The sequence below is a fragment of the Campylobacter concisus genome, from assembly GCF_003048675.2.
Lineage (GTDB): Bacteria > Campylobacterota > Campylobacteria > Campylobacterales > Campylobacteraceae > Campylobacter_A > Campylobacter_A concisus_F.
In genome coordinates this window covers 1,045,572-1,067,384 of the sequence record NZ_CP060707.1, presented here as the reverse complement: position 1 = coordinate 1,067,384, position 21,813 = coordinate 1,045,572, and the positions used below count along the sequence as shown (strand labels likewise).

General features: G+C 40.7%; 19 protein-coding genes. 10 read left to right on the top strand and 9 right to left on the bottom strand.

What is annotated here, in order from left to right; translation table 11 throughout:
• Nucleotides 1-8: 8 nt before the first annotated feature.
• Genes CVT00_RS05305 through murJ form a run of 5 tightly spaced genes read right to left on the bottom strand, consistent with a single transcriptional unit; the run spans nt 9 to nt 6,887 of the window.
• Nucleotides 9-1,250 (bottom strand): M16 family metallopeptidase, encoded by a 1,242-nt coding sequence (locus CVT00_RS05305; protein WP_103558002.1) that lies wholly within the window; start codon nt 1,248-1,250, stop codon nt 9-11.
• Nucleotides 1,251-1,261: 11 nt separating this feature from the next.
• Nucleotides 1,262-2,335, bottom strand: coding sequence for a quinone-dependent dihydroorotate dehydrogenase (locus CVT00_RS05300; RefSeq protein WP_103558001.1), 1,074 nt, complete (start codon nt 2,333-2,335; stop codon nt 1,262-1,264).
• Nucleotides 2,336-2,388: 53 nt separating this feature from the next.
• On the bottom strand, nt 2,389-4,113 hold the full coding sequence (locus CVT00_RS05295; protein ID WP_103558000.1) for an ABC transporter ATP-binding protein: 1,725 nt from the start codon (nt 4,111-4,113) through the stop codon (nt 2,389-2,391).
• The gene (gene cysS, locus CVT00_RS05290; RefSeq protein ID WP_107915705.1) at nt 4,106-5,500 is read right to left on the bottom strand and encodes a cysteine--tRNA ligase; all 1,395 of its coding nucleotides are present in this window, start codon (nt 5,498-5,500) and stop codon (nt 4,106-4,108) included. Before cysS ends, CVT00_RS05295 begins: the two co-directional genes overlap by 8 nt.
• Nucleotides 5,487-6,887: a murein biosynthesis integral membrane protein MurJ gene (gene murJ, locus CVT00_RS05285; protein WP_107915703.1), complete on the bottom strand. Its 1,401-nt coding sequence runs from the start codon at nt 6,885-6,887 to the stop codon at nt 5,487-5,489. The genes cysS and murJ overlap by 14 nt, the downstream gene beginning before the upstream one ends.
• 122 nt (nt 6,888-7,009) lie before the next feature.
• On the opposite strand from murJ, the gene CVT00_RS05280 reads away from it, so the two are divergent.
• The 7 genes from CVT00_RS05280 (at nt 7,010) to CVT00_RS05250 (ending at nt 13,479) form a co-directional block, all read left to right on the top strand.
• A complete protein-coding gene (locus tag CVT00_RS05280) occupies nt 7,010-8,941 on the top strand; it encodes a flagellar assembly protein A (RefSeq protein ID WP_107915701.1) in 1,932 nt (643 codons plus the stop codon).
• Nucleotides 8,941-9,495: a Holliday junction branch migration protein RuvA gene (ruvA, locus tag CVT00_RS05275; protein ID WP_021085097.1), complete on the top strand. Its 555-nt coding sequence runs from the start codon at nt 8,941-8,943 to the stop codon at nt 9,493-9,495. The genes CVT00_RS05280 and ruvA overlap by 1 nt, the downstream gene beginning before the upstream one ends.
• Nucleotides 9,496-9,506: 11 nt before the next feature.
• Nucleotides 9,507-10,547, top strand: a complete 1,041-nt coding sequence (locus CVT00_RS05270) for a D-alanine--D-alanine ligase (RefSeq protein ID WP_103557996.1) — start codon at nt 9,507-9,509, stop codon at nt 10,545-10,547.
• Between the two features lie 62 nt (nt 10,548-10,609).
• The gene (locus CVT00_RS05265; protein WP_002942153.1) at nt 10,610-10,840 is read left to right on the top strand and encodes a type II toxin-antitoxin system Phd/YefM family antitoxin; all 231 of its coding nucleotides are present in this window, start codon (nt 10,610-10,612) and stop codon (nt 10,838-10,840) included.
• Nucleotides 10,830-11,615: an alpha/beta fold hydrolase gene (locus CVT00_RS05260; RefSeq protein WP_103557995.1), complete on the top strand. Its 786-nt coding sequence runs from the start codon at nt 10,830-10,832 to the stop codon at nt 11,613-11,615. Before CVT00_RS05265 ends, CVT00_RS05260 begins: the two co-directional genes overlap by 11 nt.
• On the top strand, nt 11,612-13,036 hold the full coding sequence (locus CVT00_RS05255; protein ID WP_107915699.1) for a Mur ligase family protein: 1,425 nt from the start codon (nt 11,612-11,614) through the stop codon (nt 13,034-13,036). The genes CVT00_RS05260 and CVT00_RS05255 overlap by 4 nt, the downstream gene beginning before the upstream one ends.
• The gene (locus CVT00_RS05250) at nt 13,033-13,479 is read left to right on the top strand and encodes a hypothetical protein (protein WP_107915697.1); all 447 of its coding nucleotides are present in this window, start codon (nt 13,033-13,035) and stop codon (nt 13,477-13,479) included. Before CVT00_RS05255 ends, CVT00_RS05250 begins: the two co-directional genes overlap by 4 nt.
• Before the next feature lie 207 nt (nt 13,480-13,686).
• Here the strand turns inward: CVT00_RS05250 and CVT00_RS05245 are convergent, their stop codons facing one another.
• From CVT00_RS05245 to pta, 4 genes are read right to left on the bottom strand one after another with little or no spacing between them, the layout of a single operon-like run.
• Nucleotides 13,687-14,172, bottom strand: coding sequence for a TM2 domain-containing protein (locus tag CVT00_RS05245; RefSeq protein ID WP_103557992.1), 486 nt, complete (start codon nt 14,170-14,172; stop codon nt 13,687-13,689).
• A gap of 21 nt (nt 14,173-14,193) precedes the next feature.
• Nucleotides 14,194-15,258, bottom strand: a complete 1,065-nt coding sequence (locus CVT00_RS05240; RefSeq protein ID WP_103557991.1) for a tyrosine-type recombinase/integrase — start codon at nt 15,256-15,258, stop codon at nt 14,194-14,196.
• A gap of 2 nt (nt 15,259-15,260) precedes the next feature.
• Complete coding sequence (locus CVT00_RS05235) at nt 15,261-16,454, bottom strand: acetate kinase (protein ID WP_103557990.1); 1,194 nt, start codon at nt 16,452-16,454, stop codon at nt 15,261-15,263.
• A 1-nt stretch (nt 16,455) separates the two neighbouring features.
• Nucleotides 16,456-17,823 carry a phosphate acetyltransferase gene (gene pta, locus CVT00_RS05230; RefSeq protein ID WP_103557989.1) on the bottom strand — a complete coding sequence of 456 codons (1,368 nt, stop codon included), beginning with the start codon at nt 17,821-17,823 and terminating at the stop codon, nt 16,456-16,458.
• A gap of 66 nt (nt 17,824-17,889) precedes the next feature.
• Here pta and flgH point away from each other — a divergent pair, with 66 nt between their 5' ends.
• From flgH to CVT00_RS05215, 3 genes are all read left to right on the top strand, one after another.
• On the top strand, nt 17,890-18,597 hold the full coding sequence (gene flgH / locus CVT00_RS05225; protein ID WP_087580128.1) for a flagellar basal body L-ring protein FlgH: 708 nt from the start codon (nt 17,890-17,892) through the stop codon (nt 18,595-18,597).
• 340 nt (nt 18,598-18,937) lie between these two features.
• The gene (locus CVT00_RS05220; RefSeq protein ID WP_107915695.1) at nt 18,938-20,083 is read left to right on the top strand and encodes a hydrogenase small subunit; all 1,146 of its coding nucleotides are present in this window, start codon (nt 18,938-18,940) and stop codon (nt 20,081-20,083) included.
• Between the two features lie 9 nt (nt 20,084-20,092).
• Nucleotides 20,093-21,811, top strand: a complete 1,719-nt coding sequence (locus CVT00_RS05215) for a nickel-dependent hydrogenase large subunit (protein ID WP_107915694.1) — start codon at nt 20,093-20,095, stop codon at nt 21,809-21,811.
• The last annotated feature ends 2 nt before the right edge of the window (nt 21,812-21,813 follow it).

Genomic DNA, 21,813 nt, shown 5'->3' with positions numbered 1-21,813 from the left:
TTTCACGTCTATTCCTTTTTTAAGATTATTGTCGTGCTAGTTTTTTCATTGAAATATCTGTTTGCTATCTCTTTTAAAAGCTTGGCATCTATCTTATCTATGTTTTTTTCAAGCTCGTAAAGTGGCTTTATGTCGCCTCTAGCAAGGTATGAGCCGTATAAATTCGCCACCTTGCTTGCGCTCTCAAATGAGTAGATAAAATCAGTTTTTATCAAATTTTTAACTCTTAAAACATCCTCTTTGTCGATCGGCTTTCTCTTTAGATCATCTATGATCTTTAAAATTTCAGCCTCAACCGCGCTCGCCTCGACATCTGGGTTGCAAACTGCTAAAAATATAAATAAATTTTCATCAACGCAGCTCATATTGTAAGCATAAATTTGATTTACAAGCATGAGCTCATCGACAAGCCGTTGCTGTAAAATGGAGCTTTTGCCAGTGGCTAGATATTCGCTTATCGCATTTAGCCCCACTTGATCAGCATGCCTAAAGTCTGGAATTTTATAAGCGATAGCTAGCATTTGCGTTTGGCTATCTTTGTAGATGATAGCCCTTCTTGCGCCGTCTTGCTCAGGCTCTTTGCAGTGTAGTTTTGGGATAGCTCTTTTGTTTTTTACGCCGCCAAAGTTTTTCTTAGCTAGCCTAAATGCCTCGTCTTTGCCGATGTCGCCACTTATCATCAAAATGGCGTTTTTTGGCTGATAATATGTAGCGTGAAATTCTTTTATATCAGCGATCTTCCAGTTTTCGATATCTTTTATAAATCCTATCGGCGTCCAGTGGTATGGGTGGTAGATAAATGCGTGGTTGTAGAGCCTAAAGTAGAGATATCCCATAGGGTTGTTGTCTGTTCGCCACCTGCGCTCCTCATGCACCACCTCGCGCTCTGGCTGAAATTCTTTATCTTTTAGGCTTAAATTTTTCATAAGCTCGGCAAAAAGACCAAGCGTTTTGTCTAAATTTTCATTTGAGGCTTTTATGAAGTAGTGAGTGTAGTCAAAGCCCGTGCTTGCGTTATTTACGCCGCCAAAGCCCTTTACTATCTCATCAAACTCGCCTGCACGTAAATTTTTGGTTGATTTGAAATTTAGATGCTCTAGCATGTGAGCGATGCCGCTTTTACCCATCACTTCGTTTCTGGAGCCAACTTTATAAAAAACATCGACGCTTATCACCTTCGAGCCAGGATTTACTGGCACGTGATAAATTTCAAGTCCGTTGTCTAGTTTAAATTTATTAAATTTTATCAATCTCTTGCCCTCTATTTTTTAACGTTTGCGCCGACTGCTTCGCTGATAGAGGCAAAGCCATCTCTTTTTAAAAGCTCTAAAATTTCTAAATTTATATCTCTTGCGATCATCGGCCCTTTAAAGATAAAGCTTGTAAAAATTTGGACCAAATTTGCCCCCATTTTTATGCGCTCATAGGCGTCAGCTCCGCTATCTATGCCGCCACATGCGATAAGTGTCGTCTTGCCATAAAGCTCGTCTGCCACGGCTTTAAATATCTCTTTTGACTTTTGAGCGATCACCTTGCCACTTAGTCCGCCAAAATCTTTTAAATTTGACGAGTGAGAGAGTGAGTAATCAACGCTTGTATTTGAAACAAGCACGCCGCTAGCGCCGTTTTCTACCGCGCAGCTACAAAGCCTGATCGCATCTTCGTGGCTCATATCGGGAGCTATTTTAAAGATGATCGGCTTTTTAGTAAGTGGCAAAATGACGCTAAAAAGCTCTTTTATAAAGCTCTCATCTTGCAAAGCTCTTAAATTTGGCGTGTTTGGCGACGAAACATTTATGACAAATGTATCGCAAATTTCGCTAAATTCTCTTACTAAAATTTCATAGTCTTTTATCGCATCCTCATTTGGCGTAACCTTGTTTTTACCGATGTTTGCCCAGATCGGTATGGTAAAAGGATATATCTTTTTTACTCTATTTTTGATAGCTTCGCAACCTTCATTGTTAAAGCCCATTGCATTTTGAATGCTCTCTTCGTCTATGAGCCTAAAAAGCCTAGGCTTTGCGTTGCCGGGTTGTGGTTTTGGCGTAAATGTGCCAAATTCTAAATGCCCAAAGCCAAGAGCCGTTAGCGCCTCAAACATCGTGGCGTTTTTATCAAAGCCGCCAGCTATGCCAACTGGGTTGTGGTAGGTGCTTGAGAATAAATTTTGTTTTAGCGCATTGTCATCGACCACGCATTTGTGCGCTAAAAAGCTTAGCGAGCCAGGGAATATTTTATTTGCTCCGACCATCGCGACTTCAGCGATCTTGTGGGCAGTTTCAGGATCAAATTTGAAAAATATAGATTTTAAAGTATCGTAGTTTAAGCTCATTTTAACCTCTTTAAAATGCCTAAAAATTTACGCAAATCTTAGCAAAAATCGCCTTAAACTAAGGCTTTGCCCTTAAGTTTTGCATAAATTTCATTTCTCTTACTAAGCTCCTCGTCGCTTCCGCTATCAATGATCTTGCCATCACTTAAAACTGCGATTTTATCGGCATTTTCAACTGTGCTTAGGCGGTGAGCGATGACAAAGATGATCTTTTTGCTTCTAAGGTTGTTTATGGCCTTTGTGATCTCTTTTTCACTCTCGTTATCAAGTGCTGATGTAGCCTCGTCAAAGATGAGGATTTGCGGGTTTTGATAGAGTGCTCTTGCTATGGCGATACGCTGTCTTTGACCGCCTGAGAGGTTGGTGCCAAATTCATTTAAGATAGTGTTTATGCCATCATCAAGCTTGCTTACAAATTCGTAAGCATTTGCTAGTTTTAGTGCGTTTATCACGGCATCTTCATTAAATTCTCTGCCGTAAGCCACGTTTTTAGCAACTGTGTCGTTAAAGATATAGACGCGTTGGGTTACAAGTCCGATATTTTGGCGAAGTGAGTGAATTTTGATATCTTTTAAATTTGTGCCGTTTATCAAAATTTCTCCGCCATTTACATCGTAAAATCTCATAAGCAAATTCATAAGCGAGCTTTTTCCGCCACCACTTGAGCCAACAAGGGCTATAAATTCTGACTTATTTGCCTCTAAATTTATCCCTTTTAAGACCTCTTTGTCGCCGTAGCTTAGGCGGACGTCGTTAAATTTGATCAAATTTATCTCTTCGTTTAGCTCATTTTGGCCATCTTTTATCTGGCTTACCTTATCCATCAAGAAAAACGTCCTCTCGCTCGCTGCGATGGCATCTTGCATCTTATTATAGATATTTACGATGCGTTTTAGCGGGGTGTAGAGCATGAAAAGCGCTGTTAGAAATGAAAAGAATGCGCCCATGTTTATATGCCCGTCTATGACGTCTTTGCCGCCTATGATGATTACTGCTGCCACGCCTATTGAGCCTATGGTCTCCATTAGCGGGCTTACTAGCTGCTCGATCTTGACGCTTTTTAAATTTAGCCTAAAAAATTTGTTATTTTCATCAACAAAGCGTGAATGCTCGTATTCTTGGGCGTTATTTGCTTTGATTATCTCGATATTTGTAAAAATTTCACTAAGCGCAGAGGTGATGTCTGATGTTTTTTCTTGCGACTGCTTTGAAATTTTCTTCATCCTTTTAGCAAGGCGCGAGATCGGATAGATCGCCACTGGCATGACGACAAGGGCGAAAAACGCCAGCTTTGGACTTTGATAGATAACGACGCAAAGAAGCCCAATGATGGTGACTGACTCTCTTGTTAGCTCAGGTATGATGCTTGATACTATCGATCTTATGCGGTCGATGTCGTTTGTTGTTCTGCTGATTAGCTCGCCAGTTCTAAATTCATTGAAAAAATCCATATCTAAATTTAAAAGGTTTGCAACCATCTTTTCGCGAAATCTTCTAATCGTATCTTGCCCGATATATGCCGTAAAATAGGCCTGCATAAAGGTTCCGATGTTTTTTATCACGTAGATTGCGATGATGGCGCAAGGCAAGATGTAAAGTAGCTTTTCGTTTTTCTCAACGAAAATTTTATTTAGCACAGGCTCCACAAGATAGGCACTTACCGCCGTTCCGCCACTGGCAAGCCCCATGCCGATGATGGCAAAGATGAAGTGTGGGATGTAGTCTTTAAAATAAGGACCAAAGCGCTTTAGCACATCTTTTAAGCCAAAATTATTCATTATTTCTCTCCCAAACTGCGCCATTTGGCGTATCCATGATAGAGATATTCATTTTTGCTAGCTCGTCTCTTATCTCATCAGCCCTTGCGAAATTTCTCTCTTTTTTAGCTACCGCGCGCTCATCAAGAAGCCTCTTTATCTGCTCTTTTTGCTCGTCACTTACGCCAAACTGAAAATACTCCAAATAGTTTGTGACAGCAATGCCTAAAATTTCACCTATAAGACCCAAATTTGCCACCACTTCGGCCTTATATGCTTTATCTTTTGGGTTGTTATCAAGTCTTTCATTTGCCGTTTTTACAAACTCATCGACGCTTGCAAGCGCTTTTGAAGCGTTTAGATCATCGCTTAGCGCTTCAAGTAGCTCGCTTTTAAAGCTCTCATTTGCCATGCCAGCCTGCACGCCATCAACTCTTTTTTTGAGGCGATAAATTTTATCAAGTCTCTTTTTTGAAGCTACTAGATCTTCATCTGAATAGTTAAAATGAGCCCTATAATGGCTCGTAAGCAAGTAATATCTAAGCACTTCGCCATGAACGTTTTTTAGGGCATCCTTTACGAAAAAGCTGTTGTTTAGGCTCTTGCTCATCTTTTCGTTATTTACTTTTATAAATCCGTTGTGCATCCAGTATTTGCTCAAATTTTTATGATAGGCACATCTGCACTGGCTTGCCTCATTTTCGTGGTGCGGAAAGAGCAGGTCGATACCGCCAGCGTGGATGTCGATCTCAAATTCCTCGTTCTCTTTATCGCTTAAAAACTCCCTTATCATCGCCACGCACTCAGTGTGCCAGCCAGGGCGACCCTTGCCAAATGGGCTCTCGTACCATTTCTCGTCAAATTTCCAAAGCACAAAGTCTTTTTCATCTCTTTTCTCGCAAAAACATACTACGCGTGCGATTAGATCGGTGTTGTTATCCTTGCCACTAATACTAAAATAGCCACTATCCTTGCTCGTGTCAAAGTAAATTCCATCGCTCGTTTTATACGCCACACCTCTATCCATAAGCACTTTGATGTAGTTAATGATCGCCTCCAAGCACTGCGTAGCCTTTGGTTTAAAGTCTGGATCAAGCACGTTTAAAGCGCCCATGTCGCTCTCATAGTGCGCTATATATTTGTTTGTGATCTCCTCTAGGCTTTGTCCGGTTTGCGCCATTTTATTTAAAATTTTATCGTCGATGTCGGTGTAGTTTCTTGCAAATTTGACCTTGTAGCCAAGCGCTTTTAAGACCCTTCTTAAAAGATCAAAGCTAACGGCTGACTTTGCGTGCCCCAAATGCGCGTCGTCATAGACTGTTGGACCGCACAAATAGATGCTAACTTCGCCATCTTTAATAGGGCTAAACTCAACCTTTTCTCTTTTAGAAGTATCAAAAATTCGCATTAAATATATCCTTTAAAAATGTTAAACCAAAATAGAGCAAAACCGCCGCAACAGCGATAGCGGCTATAAATTTAGGCTCGATTATAGCTAAAAATCGCTTAGCTCCAAAGGCTCTTATATATAAAATAAGCTGCAAAAATCCCCCAAGCGAGCTTGCAAATGCAAGGCCAGCTGCTCCAAATTTCTGCATCAAAATGACAGCTAGGATCAAATTTATCACAAGGCAGATGATAGAAATTTTGGCTGCCTCTTTTTGCTTCATATTTGCGTAGAGCCAAAGTGAGAAAATTTTAGCCAGTCCAAATGGCGTGAGCCCCACCAAATAAGCGCTTAGCACCTTGGCGCACTCAATGGTATTTGCCTTTACGAAATTTCCTCTTTCAAACAAGAGCCAGATGATAAACTCGCTTAGCACAACGCCTACGATCGTGGCTGCTAGCAGGGCGCAAAGTAGCAGGTAAAAGCTCTTTTTTGTCCAAACTAGGGCGTTGGCTTCGTCTTTTTGCTTTAAAAGTCTGGTGATCTTTGGAAAGAGTGCCTGAGAGAGCGCGATAGCAAAGATAGCAAGTGGGAGCTGAAAAATTCTATTTGCATAAAAAAGGTAGCTTATCGAGCCACTTACCAAAAAGCTAGCTAGCCAAGTATCCATAAATGCGCTTATTTGCATCGCACTTGAGCCAAGTAAGCCATGGTAGAAATTTATAAAAAAGCCTTTGCTCTGCGCTCTTTTGCCTTTAAAATATCCGCTTAGACCACCCCAAAAAATTTTATTTAAGGCGTTAAATTTCATAGCGATTAGATGCACTAAAACCTGCAAAATGCCGCCTGCAACGACGCCAAAGCTAAGATAAAGTGCGACCACGCTCTCGCTCTTGCCACGAGCCAAAAGTAGTGAAGCTATCATGGCTAAATTTAGTAGCGCAGTAGAAAATGCAGTTGTGGCAAAGTGCCCTTTATACTGAAGTAGCGCACCCATGAAAGTTACGATATAAACAAGTGCTAGATAGTAGAAATTTATACGCACAAGTGGCACTGCGTCTGTGATATTTTGCTCGCTCAAGCCGCTTGCGATGATCTTTATAAAGTAGGGCGTAAATAAATTTACAAGAAGCGTCAAAACGCCTATAAAAAGTAGAAATTTGATAAAAATTTCAGCTTGAAAGATCGCTTTTTTCTTGTTATTTGCAAAATTTGGCAAAAACGCCTGCGTAAAAGCCCCCTCGCCAAAGATGCGGCGAAATAAATTTGGTATCTTAAATGCTATAAAAAAGAGGTCGCTAAATATGCCAGCACCAAGAATAGAAGCCGTTAAAAGATCTCTTATAAGCCCTAAAATCCTTGAAGTCATGATGCCAACTGAGTTTGAAAAAAAGCCTTTTATAAACATCGCCCACCTAGTAAATTTAAAAACGCAATAGTAACAAAAGATGCTTTAAAGCTTACATAACCCAAATTTAATAAAGTTTTAGAGATAATAAGAGCCAAAATTTTATGTGAAATGGATCAAATTTGAGCGAAAACGTGCAAGAAAACGAGAGATTTTTACCGCCAACGCAAATTCAAACTTCAACACCTTATCTATCGCTTAAAGAGCTAAGCAAACAATACAGCGTGCCGGTAGAATTTATAGATTTTAAACTCTCAAATATCTTAACTTACTATAAAAATAAAGATAACGTCGAGCCAGTTTTTGTCCCTGAAGAAAATTTAAGCTTTTTTGATGACAACACATTTTATCTTGACGAGACGCTAGAGATCGAGCAGGTCTATGACGTGGAGTTTTTTGACGTGAGGCTAAATGCCACGCCAAAGCTACCAAAGATTGATATAGGCGTAAATTCAACCATCACAAAGGTTATCGCAAAGGTTAGAGCGAGCAAAGAGTGCGAATATGAGCAGCACTACGAAGATAAGCTTTATGAATACATCGCCAAACAGCTTATGAAGGCTCAAATTTTAATAGGCATAAGGATCGGCAAGCTAAAAGAGGAGCTAAAGCAAATCGCCTCGATAATCCACGTAAAAGGCGAGCTTGACAAGGACTACACGCTAAATTTAACCCAAGGCATCAACCCTAAAAAGGCGATCGATGCTAAGATCATCTACTACTACAAAGATAAACTTGATGATATAAAAGAAGAAGATAAGGTTGATTACGCTGATAGGGGCTTTGTCTTTGGCGTGGCAAAAGATGAAGTGATAATGGAGGAGAAAAAGTCTCACGAGGGGGCAAATGGACGCGACGTAAGAGGCAAGCTCATAGAGGTGCCAAAACCACAAGAAGATAGCGGAAAAGAGATCAGTATAAGCGAAAACATAGAGCGTGTTGAAAACGACGAAAGTGTGAAATACATCGCTAAAAAAGCAGGCTACGTGGTCGAGAAAAACGGCTCTTTTGACATCGAAGAGCGCATAGAGATAAATGAAGCAAATTTTAAAACGACTGGCTCTATCCAAGCAGGCACCGACACAAACGTCACATTAGTAGTTCGTGAGACTGACACGATAAAAGACGCTATCGGCACTGGCATCATCGTTGAGGCTGATGAGATCGAAGTAAAGGGAAATGTCGGCGCAAATGCGATGGTCAAGGCAAACGATGTAAATATCGGCGGTCAAACTCACCAAAAGGCTAAAATTTACGCCAAACACGCCAAAATTTCTATCCATATAGGCAAGGTTGAGGCTGAAAGCGTCGAGATAGATAGGCTAGAAGGTGGCACGGTCATAGCAAAAAGAGTAAAGATAAATAGCGTAGTTGGTGGCTCGATAACGGCTCAAAACATCCAGATAGACACGCTTGGCTCAAACTGCACCATCACAGCCTCGCACCTAATCGACGTTAGATATCTAAAAGGCACTGATAATAAATTTATCATCGACGCTAGTAAGATGCCTGAGAGTGCGGAGGCTACGCAAGATCAGCTAAGCAAGATAGAGAGCACCAAGCTTGAACTCTCAACACTTCTTAAAAATATAGAGAGCAAGAAAAATGTCATCAACGAGAACAAAGACTCGATATATACGATAAAAGCTAAGATCGAAGAGCTCTCAAAAGCCAAAGTGATACCGCCAGTTACATTTATGAAAAAGTTAAAAGAGTATCAAGGGCTCGTTAATGAATACAACACCTTGCTTAGAATTTTTAAAGAGAAAAAAGAGCTGCTTTCTGATCTAAAAGATGAGCTTGAGATGATGCAAAATGGCATATTCTCAGCCAAAGTGATAAACAGAGGCAACTGGATCGAGCTAAATGAGATAAGATTTGTCATCGTCGATCCTCCACAAAACGTCACCTACGTCTCGAAGCAAAACGAGACCGCTCACGTCATCACGCTAGATAAATTTGATAACGGCGGCGAGGTCGAATACAAGATCAAAAAGTCAAACAAACTTGAAGACTACGCGGATATAAATTTCATGGAACAAAAGGTTAAATGATGATAAAAGCAATCGAAGGCGTCGTTACAAAAAAAGAGCCTGCATTTGCCATACTTAAGACAAATAGCGGCGTAAGTTATGGGATTTTCATCTCGCTTTTTTGCTCAGCAAAACTTAGTAAAGGCGAAAAAGTCGAGCTTGCCATAACGCAGATCATAAGAGAGGACGCAAATTTACTCTACGGCTTTTTAGACGCAAACGAGCAAAAGATGTTTGAGATGCTTATCAAGCTAAATGGGATAGGGGCTAGCACAGCGATGGCGGTTTGCTCAAGCCTTAGCTCGCAGGCATTTACAAACGCCATAATAAGCGGCGACGCAGACACTTTTAAAAGCGTGCCAGGCATCGGACCAAAGACAGCTAGGCGCATAATAGCCGAGCTAAGTGATGCAAAACTAATAAGCGACGAGAGCGTGCCAAGCTACCAAAATGAGGCACTTTTGGCACTTGAGGCGCTTGGCTTTAAGCGTGAGAAGATAGTAAAAATTTTGCCTGATTGTAAGAGTGAAAACACGAGCGATCTTATAAAAGAGGCACTTAAAAAACTAGGATAAGGATAAAAAAGATGAATTTAGGCGTGATATTTGGGGCAAAGAGTTTTGAGCATGAGATAAGCATAGTAAGCGCGATAGTTTTAAAAAACGTCCTAAAACAGGAGCTGAAATTTATATTTTGCGATGCAAACAGGGACTTTTACCTGATCGAGCAAAAAGATATGAGGGCAAATTTCTTTAGCTCTGGCAAATACAAAAGCTCAAAGAAGCTATCTTTAGCAAAGGGCGGCTTTTATGCGCACTCACTTTTTGGCGCAAATAAAGTTGAATGTGATGTCGTTATAAATTTGATCCACGGCATGGACGGAGAAGATGGCAAGATAGCGGCACTTTTTGACTTTTACGGGGTCAAATATATAGGTCCAAGGCTTGAAGCAAGCGCGCTTAGCTACAACAAAGAGCTTACTAAATTTCTAGCACAAAAGGCTGGTGTAAAGGCGCTTGACTATGAGATGCTAACTCGTCAAAGTGAGCCAAAATTTCACTATCCTATTATATTAAAGCCAGCAAGGCTAGGCAGCAGCATCGGCGTGAGCGTCGTGCATGATGATAGTGAGCTTGCCTACGCAAAAGACGTGGCGTTTGAATTTGACAAAGATGTTTTAGTAGAGCCCTTTATAAAAGGCGTCAAAGAGTATAACTTAGCTGGCTGCAGGATCGATGGAAAGATCAAATTTTCTATCGTCGAAGAGCCAAAAAAGAAAGAATTTCTTGACTACGAGCAAAAATATCTAAGTTTTTCAAATGAAAACAAGGTAAAAGAGGCAGAAATTTCTGAAGAGCTAAAACAAAAGCTTAAATTTAACTTTTCTAAAATTTATGATTGTGGATTTGACGGAGCGATCATTAGATGCGACTTTTTCGTGATAGATGACGAGGTCTATCTAAATGAGATCAATCCAAACCCAGGCAGCCTTGCAAACTATCTATTTGAGGACTTTGAGAGCACGCTAAATGCCCTTGCAAACTCACTTCCAAAAGAGCGTGAGATAAAGATTGATTATAAATTTATAAACTCTATCACTTCGGTAAAAGGTAGCGGCAAGCTCTAGTATTTAGCGATATATAAAGTAGTTTGTGATATTTTACGTAAAATTTTACATAAAGAGTGACAATGGTAACTTTTACAAAAGATGAAATTTATACAGCAACCGAGGTTGTTAGAAATTTTAGCTCAGTGCTTTCACGTGTGGGAGCTAGCGAGCTAAAGCGCGCTGTCATCGTTAAAAACAATAAATTTGAAGCAGTCCTTTTAAATATGGAGGAGTATGAGCGCCTTTGCGAAGCTGTAAGCGTGCTTGAGAGCATTTACGCTGCTAAAAAGAGAGAAAACGATGGCGAGTAGGGCAGTCAAATACGGCTCAGACGAGTACGAGATCAGCTACGAAGTAGTAAATCCAAAATGCAAAAAAGTAGTGCTCTTCTTGCACGGCTGGGGCGCAAACAAAGAGATAATGAAAAAGGCTTTTGGCTCATATCTAAGCGAGTTTTGTCACGTATATATCGACATGCCAGGCTTTGGCAAAAGCTCCATTTTTAAGCCTTTAAAAACAAGTGACTACGCAAAAATCATTGCAAATTTCTGTGACGAGCTTGGCATAAAACCAGACATCATCGCAGGACACAGCTTTGGTGGTAAGGTCGCAACACTTCTAAAACCACCATATCTAGTGCTTTTAAGCTCTGCTGGTATAGTCGTCAAAAAGCCATTTATCGTGCGAGCAAAGATAGCAATTTTTAAAATTTTAAAGATATTTGGCTTTGGTAAATTTTATAAACTCTTTGCCACAAAAGATGTGAGCGGTATGAGTAGAGTTATGTATGAAACCCTAAAAAACGTCGTTGATGAGGATTTTACAAAGCATTTTGCTGACTTTGGGGGCAGGGCTTTTATATTTTGGGGAGAAAATGACAAGGCAACGCCTGTAACAAGCGGCGAGAGCATAGATAGGCTTATCAAAAATAGCTCATTTTTCCCACTTAGTGGCGATCATTTTTTCTTTTTGCTCCACGCTAAATTTATAAGTGATGAGATAGAAAAAGGGATAAATTTTGAGCCAAATGAAGCAAAAAATGTCGTGCTAGATGACGATGAGAGCGGGATCGAGGAGATAAGATGAGTATATTTTTAAGTCTAAGCACAGTTTTATTTATCTTTGCACTTGCTTTTTATGTGATCACTTGCTTTCAGTGGTTTTCATATAGGCCTGAGCGCGTGCTCTTTCACTTCACAAAGCCCGCTTGGCATGTCTTTTTCTTCATCGTGCCGCTGGTGCTATTTTACACGACTGGCAAGTGGTTTTTTATCTACTTTTACTTTGCGCTTTTGCCAGCTCTTTATCTGTGGCATAAAAAACTTGATAAAAAGCTAGTCTTTACTGGTAGGATCAAGCACTTTTTTGTGATCCTTGCTTGCGCCATCATCTTAAATTACGCTTTAAATTTCATCATCCACAAGGCGTTTTTGGCTCCTATGCCGCTTTTTGTCTTGGTCGTGAGCCTATTTTTTAGTGAAATTTTAGAAAAAATCAAATTTCAAGGCTTTAAAAACAAGGCGCTTAAAAAACTAGGCGCAAACAAAGAGCTAAAGATCATTTTGATCACAGCAAGCTACGGCAAAACGAGCATCAAAAATTTCTTATTTGAAATTTTAAAAGATAGCTTTGCCTGTTATAAAACGCCTCGCAGCGTAAATACAATGGCTGGTATCATCAAAGATATCAATGAAAATTTAAGCGAGCAAACGCAAATTTACATCGCAGAAGCAGGCGCTAGGCTAAAGGGCGACATCCTAGAGATCACTAAATTTCTAAATCCGCAAATCGTCATCGTTGGCGAGATCGGCGCTCAGCACATAGAGTACTTTAAAACGCTTGATAATATCCGCGCGACAAAGCTCGAGGCGTTGCAAAGCGCTCGCTTACAAATGGCATTTTTACATAGCTCGACAAAAAAAGAGGCAAGCGAAAATGTGGAAATTTACGATGAAAGTCTAAAAGAAATAAATGCAAATTTAGATGGAATTTCATTTACGCTTGATGGCAAGAGCTACGCTTCGCCGCTTCTTGGCAAATTTAACGCTACAAATTTAGCCGTCTGCGTCAAAGTCGCAAGATACCTAAAAATGAGCGATGAAGCGATAAATAGTGCGCTATCTAAGATGAAAAACGTCGAGCACCGCCTAAGCAAGATCGAGGCTGGCGGCAAGCTGATAATCGATGATAGCTTTAATGGAAATTTCTCAGGAATGAGCGCAAGCTACGAGCTAGTAAGTACTTACGCTGGCAGAAAAGTGCTGCTAACGCCTGGTATCGTCGAGAGCGATGCAGAGCAAAATGCAAATTTAGCCAAGGTGATAAATGAAATTTTCGACCTTGTCATCATCACAAGCTCACTAAACGCCGAAGTCTTGTTAAAACACATCGTAAAACCAAAGATCATCATCCTAAAGGACAAGAATAAAATGCAAGAAATTTTAGCCCAAAACACGCACGCTGGCGATCTTATACTATTTTCAAATGACGCACCGAGTTTTATATGAAAAAGATAGTTTTTTTAGCTCTAATCTTAAGCTTAGCCTCAGGCTTTGACATCGACGACTATGACAGGGGCAACGAAGCCCTAAACACCGGAGACTACGCAACTGCGTATGAAATTTTTTATGATGGTTGCGAGCAAAAAGATGTTCTTTCTTGCGAGGCTTTGGGTGATATGTTTGTAAATGAAGAGATAAACGAGCAGATGGATAATGATCTAAAAAAGCACTCAAATATCGAGCTTGGAGTGAGTTATTTTATGAAAAGCTGCGATCTTGGCTATCAAAACGCCTGCGATGACGTACTAAGCCTAAAGGACGATCTAAACATCACTCTGCCTTCTGGCGTCTATGAAAATGCCAAGGCTAGATATGATGAGCTTTTTGAAGAGTTTAAAGAGCAAGAAGCGAATAAGACAGTAGAAGATGAAGAGCCAGCTAAAAAGTAAATTTGAGCTTGCGAGATTAAATTTAAACTAATTTTTTCGTGGCATAGAAATTGATCTATTTGCAATAAATTTAATCGATAAATTTACTTGAATGCTAGAGCAAAGTTATTTTGCGTTGCGAACATCTACCGCAAATTTGGCTTTGCTCTAACGATTAGTCAAACAAGCATAAAAACGAAAATTTTACTGCTTTCTTCATGATAAATTTCACTCGTCTATCGCCTTTGATATCTTTTCTAAATTTTGCTTTCTTACGCTCTTATCAGTGATAAAAAGATCGATGACCCACCATATGATTATAATAATTTCAAAAATGCTGATAATCTTAGAATATGTTTTAGCCAAATCCATTAAATATAGCATTTCTTCAGGGGTTATCCATTCGTCTACAGAAATTATTACCTTAGAAAATAAGAAAATAAAAACTATATATAAAATAAAAAGAGCAAGCTTTGCTAGACCAAGGGCAGTTTGTCCTATCATAAAGCGATTTACGCCAAGCACTCCAAAGACGAAGCTACCCACCCAAAAGACAATCGTAGGTGATTTTAAGTTAAGCTGTGGGATTTTTGAAACCAGATCATTTATTTTTGTTTCATCAAAAGAGTTGAGCTTGTCTTCTAATGTTTTTAGCTGAGCATGATTTTTTGGTAGCTTGTCTTGCAGCATTGCTATAACAGAACTTGCGTTCATTCTCTCTCTTTTTTGTAAATTTTACTCGCCAGCCAAGTCTTCAGCCACTTTTGCAGCAAGTTTTAGCTTATCACTATCAAAGTGCGTGTAAATTCTTGAGGTATTTAGGCTTGCATGTCCAAGAGCTTCTTGCACTAGCACAAGGTCTTTTTGCTTTTTATAAAGCATCGTTGCAAAGGTGTGGCGCAGCATATGAGCGCCGTTTTTCTCTTTTCTGATACCTGCTTTAAATAAAATTTGCTCCACTATGCGGCTAACATAAGCCTGCGTGAGCCTCGTGCCTTTTTTATTTATAAAAAGGTAGCCCTCTTTATTGATGTAGTTTATGGCGATTGCGTTTAGGTGAGCTTCGATTAGGTGGCGCTTTATCATAACGATGCGGTATTTGTTGCCTTTGCCACGAATTCTAATGATAAAAAGATCGCCATCTTCGGTGATATCTTTTCTCTTTAAATTTAGTGCCTCGCTCACACGAATGCCAGTAAAGATAATGACCTTGATGATGAGCTTGTTGCGGTTTGAGTTTTGCTTAAAGTCGCTCTCCTCGATTGCATCAAGAAATTTCTTAACCTCCTCTTCGCCCATAAACTCAGGCAGCTTTTGCCCTTTGTTACCACTAACGCCGCCCCAGTTTTTTAAATTTATATCAAAAACATGAGCCTTGCCGTCTTCTTCGTTTTGCTTGTCTAAAAAGGCAAAGAAATTTATCACTGAAATTCTGTAGTTTTTCTTGCTCGCATCGCTTAGTCCGCCAGTTGTGCTTGCTAAAATTTCACTTAACAGCTCTTCATCTATCTGTTTTAGGCTGCCAAGCTCATAAAATTTCATCGTCTCGTATATCTTTTTAAGCGGATTAAAGTAGGTATTTATGCCAGTTAGTCCTGCATTTCTAGCGCTTTTTACCAGCCCATCAAGCTGCTCTATGTTTTTTATCTCGCGGCTTAGGGCGAAATTTACACTTGCAAGCGCTTTTGGGTCCCTTAGCTCCTTGTTTGAAAGCGAGCTAAGCTTAAATTTGACATAGCGAGTTAGCCAAAATATAAATGAGCTCTCAAAACTATCTTTGCAGTCAAGTGGAAATTTCATGCTTAAAGCGTTCTCTCTTTTATCACTCTGGCTGTCTCTATGGCGATCTCAAGCTCTTCGTTGGTTGGGATGATGAGCGTTTTTATCTTAGCGCCTTCTTCATCTATGCACCTCTCGCCTCGCTCGTTTGAGAAATTTAGCTCGTGGTTGATGTGGATGCCAAGATGCTTTAGATCGTCACAAATTTTTTGCCTTGTATTTGGCGCATTTTCGCCGATGCCGCCAGTAAATATAAGCGCATCAACGCGCCCCAAAATGGCGTAGTATGAGCCGATATACTTTTTCACTCGGTAGCAAAACATATCAAATGCAAGCTTTGCGCGCTCGTCGTTTTGCATCTTAGCTACGACCTCTCTCATGTCGCTTGAGCCACAAATTCCAAAAAGTCCGCTCTTTTTATTTAAGAAGTTATCGATCTCGTTCCACTTTAAAACGCCGATATTTAGTAGGTAGATGACTACGGCTGGGTCCATATCGCCGCTTCTTGTGCCCATTATGAGACCTTCAAGTGGACTAAGACCCATCGAGGTGTCGATGCTTTTGCCATTTTGCACAGCACAAGCTGAGGCGCCGTTGCCTAAGTGAAGCGAGATAGCGTTAAATTTATCAAACTCTATGCCAAGCATTTTTGCCGCTTGCTTACAGACATATCTGTGCGATGTGCCGTGAAAGCCATATTTTCTGATGTGATGAGCCTTGCAAACATCGTAGGGTAGGGCGTAGCGGTAGGCGTACTCTGGCATGCTTTGATGAAAAACTGTGTCAAAAACGACCACGTGAGGGACATTTTTACTCTCTTTCATCGCATTTTTGATGCCAGCAAGGTGACCTGGGTTGTGAAGTGGGGCAAGAGGGCTTATCTCCTCGATCTTTTTGATGACGCTCTCATCAACTATCATCGAGCTAAAAAAGCTCTCGCCGCCGTGCACTATCCTGTGTCCGATGCCGTCAAGCTCACTTAGATCGTGCAAGGTGTTTGAAGTGACAAATAGCTCGTTCATCGCTTCAAGTCCGTCGTGGTGGTCTTTTATAAAGCGTTTTATCTCATAAACTTCGCCATTTGCTTTTAGCACTGCCCTTGAGCTAGAGCTGCCGATTTGCTCGACTAGACCGCTTGCTAGGCTTGTTTTTGTCTGCATTTCAAAAAGTTGAAATTTTATCGAGCTGCTACCTGAGTTTAAAACTAAAATTCTCATATCACTCTCCTGCTTGTATCGCGCTTATTAAGATGGTATTTACCACGTCTTCGACGAGACAGCCGCGGCTTAGGTCATTTACTGGTTTTTTTAGCCCTTGAAGGATTGGGCCCACAGCTAGGGCGTTTGCGCTTCGTTGGACTGCTTTGTAGCAGATGTTTCCGCAGTTTAAATTTGGAAATATAAATACATTTGCCTGCCCAGCGACATCGGAATTTGGCATCTTTTTACTAGCCACGCTTAGATCAACCGCCGCGTCAAACTGAATTGGCGCTGCGATCTTTAAATTCGCATCAAGCTCGCTCGCCTTTTTGGCAGCCTCTTTTACAAACTCCACGTCAGCCCCACTGCCACTATCAGCTGTTGAGTAGCTTAGCATAGCAATCTTTGGGCTAAGACCAAAGGCACTTGCCGTTTGAGCGCTACTTAGCGTGATGCTAGCTAGCTCATCGCTGCTTGGATTTGGCGTGACGGCGCAGTCTGCAAAGAGTAAAATCTCCTCTTCAAGCGCCATGAAAAATGCCCCGCTTACCACACTTACATTTGGCTTTGTTTTTATGATCTGAAGGGCTGGGCGGATAGTATCAGCCGTGCTCATCGTAGCGCCACTTACAAGCGCGTCTGCTATGCCTTCATGTATGAGCATAGTGCCAAAGTAAATTTTGTCTTTCGCAAGCGCGTTTGCCTTGGCTTCATCGACACCTTTATGCTTTCTTAGCTCATAAATTTTCTTTGCAAACTCTTTGTTCAGCTCATTTTGCGCAGGCTCTATCACCTTTGCTTTGCTTAAATTTAGCCCCAAAGTGGCTGCCTTTTTTGAAATTTCGCTCTCAAGCCCTAGCAAGATGATATTTGCCGCACCTTTTTCTAGCACGATGTGGGTTGCTTTTAAAATTCTCTCATCATCACTCTCTGGCAAAACGACGGTCTTGTTTGCCATTTTGGCTCTTTTTAGAAGCAAGCTTTGAAATTTAAATGGCGTGATGATCTCGTGCTCATAGCTTAAAATTTCATCAAATTTATTAGTTACTAGAAGTTTTGAGTTTAAATTTAGCGCCCTTAGCTCGTTTGCGTTTTCATCAAAGATTGGAGCGTTTAAATTTCTAGCTAGCTTTAAATTTAGCTCGCTCTTGCCAAAGACGCTAAAGCCCTCACAGCCAACGACTACGACAAAGTCGCTCTTGGCCTTTAACTCTTCAAATTTATCTATAAATTTTAAAAAAAACTCTTTTTCATTTAAATTTATTAGATTTTTTTTGTCATTTTCGTCTGGAGTTATCTTAAAGATCTCAACTTTTTTGAATTTTGTAGCTATAATTTCCTGCAAATATGCTAGATTTTTGTCTGAAAAAATGTAACAACTTTTCATTTGTGACCTTTTTGGGAACTTAAATTGCTTAATCTTAGCACAAAGATACTTATTTTAAGGCATTTTATGAACTATAAAAAGATTTGGCTCGTCACATTTGCGGGCATTTTTTACACAGGTTGCACCCCAAGTGCAGATCCTCACATCAATATGAAACCTCCAGTGTATGTCGAGCAACTCCCTTCAAAAGACAGTGGTAGCGGTCAAAGTAATGCTGGTAGCCTCTTTGGCAAGGGCGACAACCCTCTATTTTCAGATAGAAAGGCGATGAATGTAAATGACATCGTAACCATCGTCATCTCAGAAAATGCAAGTCAAATTTCAAGCGGTAGTAAAAGCACCAACAAAGATAGCACCATTTCGCTTGGTGGCGGCGTTTTCACAGCTGGAGCCGCGCCGCTCTCAACCGTGGCTGAAAATCTGAACAAATACGGCGACATCGGCTTTAAAGCAGGTGGCGGCAATAAATTTACAGGTAGTGGCACGAGCAACAGAAGCGAGAAATTTACCGCGACCATCTCAGCTAGGATCATCAAGATCCTAAATAACGGCAACTACTTCATCGAGGGCAGCCGCGAGCTACTTATAAACGGCGAAAAGCAGATCATGCAAGTAAGTGGCGTCATCAGACCTTACGACATCTCGCAAAACAACGAGATCGACTCAAAATACATAGCTGATGCCAAAATTTTGTATAAAACTGAGGGCGAGCTAGACAAATCAACCAAAAAACCTTGGGGCACAAGGCTTATGGAGGCTATCTGGCCATTTTAATGTAAATTTAAAAGCCTAAATTTAACCAATTTAGGCTTTTGTAATTTTTACCTTAAATTTCACTCTTCTTAAAAACACTAAATTATTTTTAAAATTATTAAAAATTTAATTGATATTTACTTTCAGAAAAATAGAATTTTTGCCATATCATTTCTCAAAATAGGATAAATTCTCACTAAATATTATTTTTTAACATATTTTAAGATTATTGATTTCAAGGCATTTAAAATTTTATTTTAAAATTTATTTAAATATAACTACTAATATCATAAAATAATTTTACTCTTTTTAAAACAAAGATACTATACATATAAAACAAATTTCTAACGAAGGAGCTTATATGAATAATGACTTGCGTCAAAAGATAGATAGACGCTTAAGCGAACTTAGTGCATTGCCTAAGATGAAAAATGACACTAGTATTGCGCAGCTTTTAAAAGATAAGGGCTTTACTAGGCGTGATTTTATGAAGTGGGCTGGTGCGATGACAGCCTTTATGGCATTGCCAAGTGCGATGACGCCGATAGTTGCTCGCGCTGCTGAGCTAAGCGATAGGCTCCCAGTGATATGGCTTCACATGGCAGAATGCACTGGCTGTAGCGAGGGCTTGCTAAGAACTGACGCTCCAAGCATAGATAGCCTTATATTTGACTACATAAGCCTTGAATACCACGAAACTATTATGGCGGCTGCTGGCTGGCAGGCTGAAGAAAATTTAGAGCATGCGATAGAAAAATATAAGGGCAGATACATCCTGCTAGTTGAAGGTGGCGTCCCAACGGGAGCTACTGAGCACTTTTTAACAGTAGGACCTCACGGCACAAGCGGCAAAACTCACGCCGTAAATGCCTCTGCTAACGCTGCTGCTATCTTTGCCATTGGCACCTGTTCTAGCTTTGGCGGTATCCAAGCAGCTAAGCCAAATCCAACAAATTCAGTCGGCCTTTCAAAGGTGACTGATAAGCCAGTCATAAACGTGCCAGGCTGTCCTCCAAGCGAGAAAAACATCGTTGGCAACGTGCTTCACTTCTTACTTTTTGGCACTTTGCCTGCACTTGATGTTTATAACAGACCAAAATGGGCTTATGGCTTAAGAATTCACGATCTTTGCGAGAGACGTGGTCACTTTGATGCAGGCGAGTTTGTCCAAAGCTTTGGTGACGAGGGCGCAAAAAATGGCTACTGCTTATACAAAGTAGGCTGTAAAGGTCCATATACATTTAATAACTGCTCGCGCGAGAGATTTAATCAACACACATCATGGCCAGTTCAAGCAGGTCACGGCTGTATAGGTTGCTCAGAGCCAGACTTCTGGGATACGATGGGGCCGTTTGAAGAGCCGATGGCTGATAGGCTATTTGACACTGTTTTGGGGCTTGGCGCTGATAATGTAAGTGATAAGATCGGCATTGGAATTTTAGCACTTGCTGGTGTTGGCATAGCGGCTCACGCTGCACTAGCTTGTATGAGTAAAGATAAAGAATAAGGCGAAAAAATGAGTGAAAAAAGAATAGTAATAGACCCTATAACACGTATCGAAGGGCACTTAAGAATAGAAGTCGTAGTCGATGAAAACAACGTTGTAAAAGAGGCTTACTCTGGCTCAACTCTTTGGAGGGGCTTAGAGCAGATAGTAAAAAACAGAGACCCAAGAGATGCTGGCTTTTTCATGCAAAGAATTTGTGGCGTTTGCACATACTCACACTACCGAGCAGGCATAGTCGCAGTTGAAAATGCCCTTGGTATCAAGCCTCCGCTAAATGCAGAGCTAACTAGAACGCTCATGAATGCAGCTTTATATCTTCACGATCACATCGTGCACTTTTATCAGCTTCACGGCATGGACTGGGCGGACGTCGTCTCTGCACTAAGCGCAGATGTGCATAAAGCTAGCGAAGAGGCGTTTAAATACACAAGCACGCCATTTGCAACGGGAGCTGACAAGCTAAAAGAGGTAAAAGAGAGGGTTGAAGCCTTTGTTAAAAAGGGCAACCTTGGACCATTTGCCAACGCATACTGGGGACATAGCACATATAAATTTACTCCAGAGCAAAATTTAATCGTCCTCTCACACTACTTAGAGTGCCTTAGAATCCAAAGAACAGCAGCTCAGATGATGGCTATCTTTGGCGCGAAAAACCCACATCCACAAAGCCTAACAGTTGGTGGCGTGACCTGCGTGATGGATCTTATGGATCCAGCTAGAATGGGCGAATATATGAGTAAATTTGCCGAGATAAAAGAATTTGTCGATAGAGCTTACTATCCAGATATTTTGATGGCGGCTAAAGCTTATGCAAACGAGCCAAGCGTTCTAAACGACGTTGGCGTATCAAATTTATTCTGCTACGATGAGTTTTTGATCGGCAAAAATGACCATCTATTTAAAGGTGGCATCATCTTAAATGGCGATCTTAGCAAAGTCTATGACATCGATGAAGAGAAGATCACAGAAGAGGCGACAAGATCTTGGTATAAAAATGACAAAGCGCTTCATCCATATGATGGCGAGACAGAGGCAAACTACACTGGCCTTGTTGATGGTGAGAGCATAGACGGCGAGGGCAAGCTAGCTCACAGCAAGCTTTTTGACACAAAGGGTAAATATAGCTGGATCAAAGCGCCAAGATATGATGGCATGCCTATGCAAGTAGGACCGATCGCAAGCATCGTCATAAACTACGCTAAAGGCAACGAGAGAGTTAAAAAGGTAGTCGATGAGTTTTTAGCAAAGAGTGGCTTGCCGCTAAGTGCAGTCTTTTCAACTCTAGGCAGAACCGCCGCTCGTATGCTTGAAGCAAAGGTGGTAGCAGAGCACACAATGGACGCATTTAATGCCTTGATCGAAAATTTAAAGACAGATCAAGAGACCTGCACAAAATATGTAATAGATAACAAAAAAGAATATAAAGGAAATTTTCAAGGCAACGCTCCAAGAGGCGCGCTAAGCCACTGGTGCCGCATAAAAGATGGCGTCATCTCAAACTGGCAAGCAGTCGTGCCAAGTACCTGGAATGCCTCGCCAAAAGATGCTAAAGGTCAAATGGGAAGCTATGAAGCATGTCTGGTTGGTATGAAGATAGCTGATCTTTCAAAACCACTTGAGATAATACGAAAAATTCACTCTTACGACCCTTGCATCGCGTGTGCCGTGCATGTTATGGATACGAAGGGAAATGATTTGAGTACTTATAAGATAAATCCAAATTTGTAAGG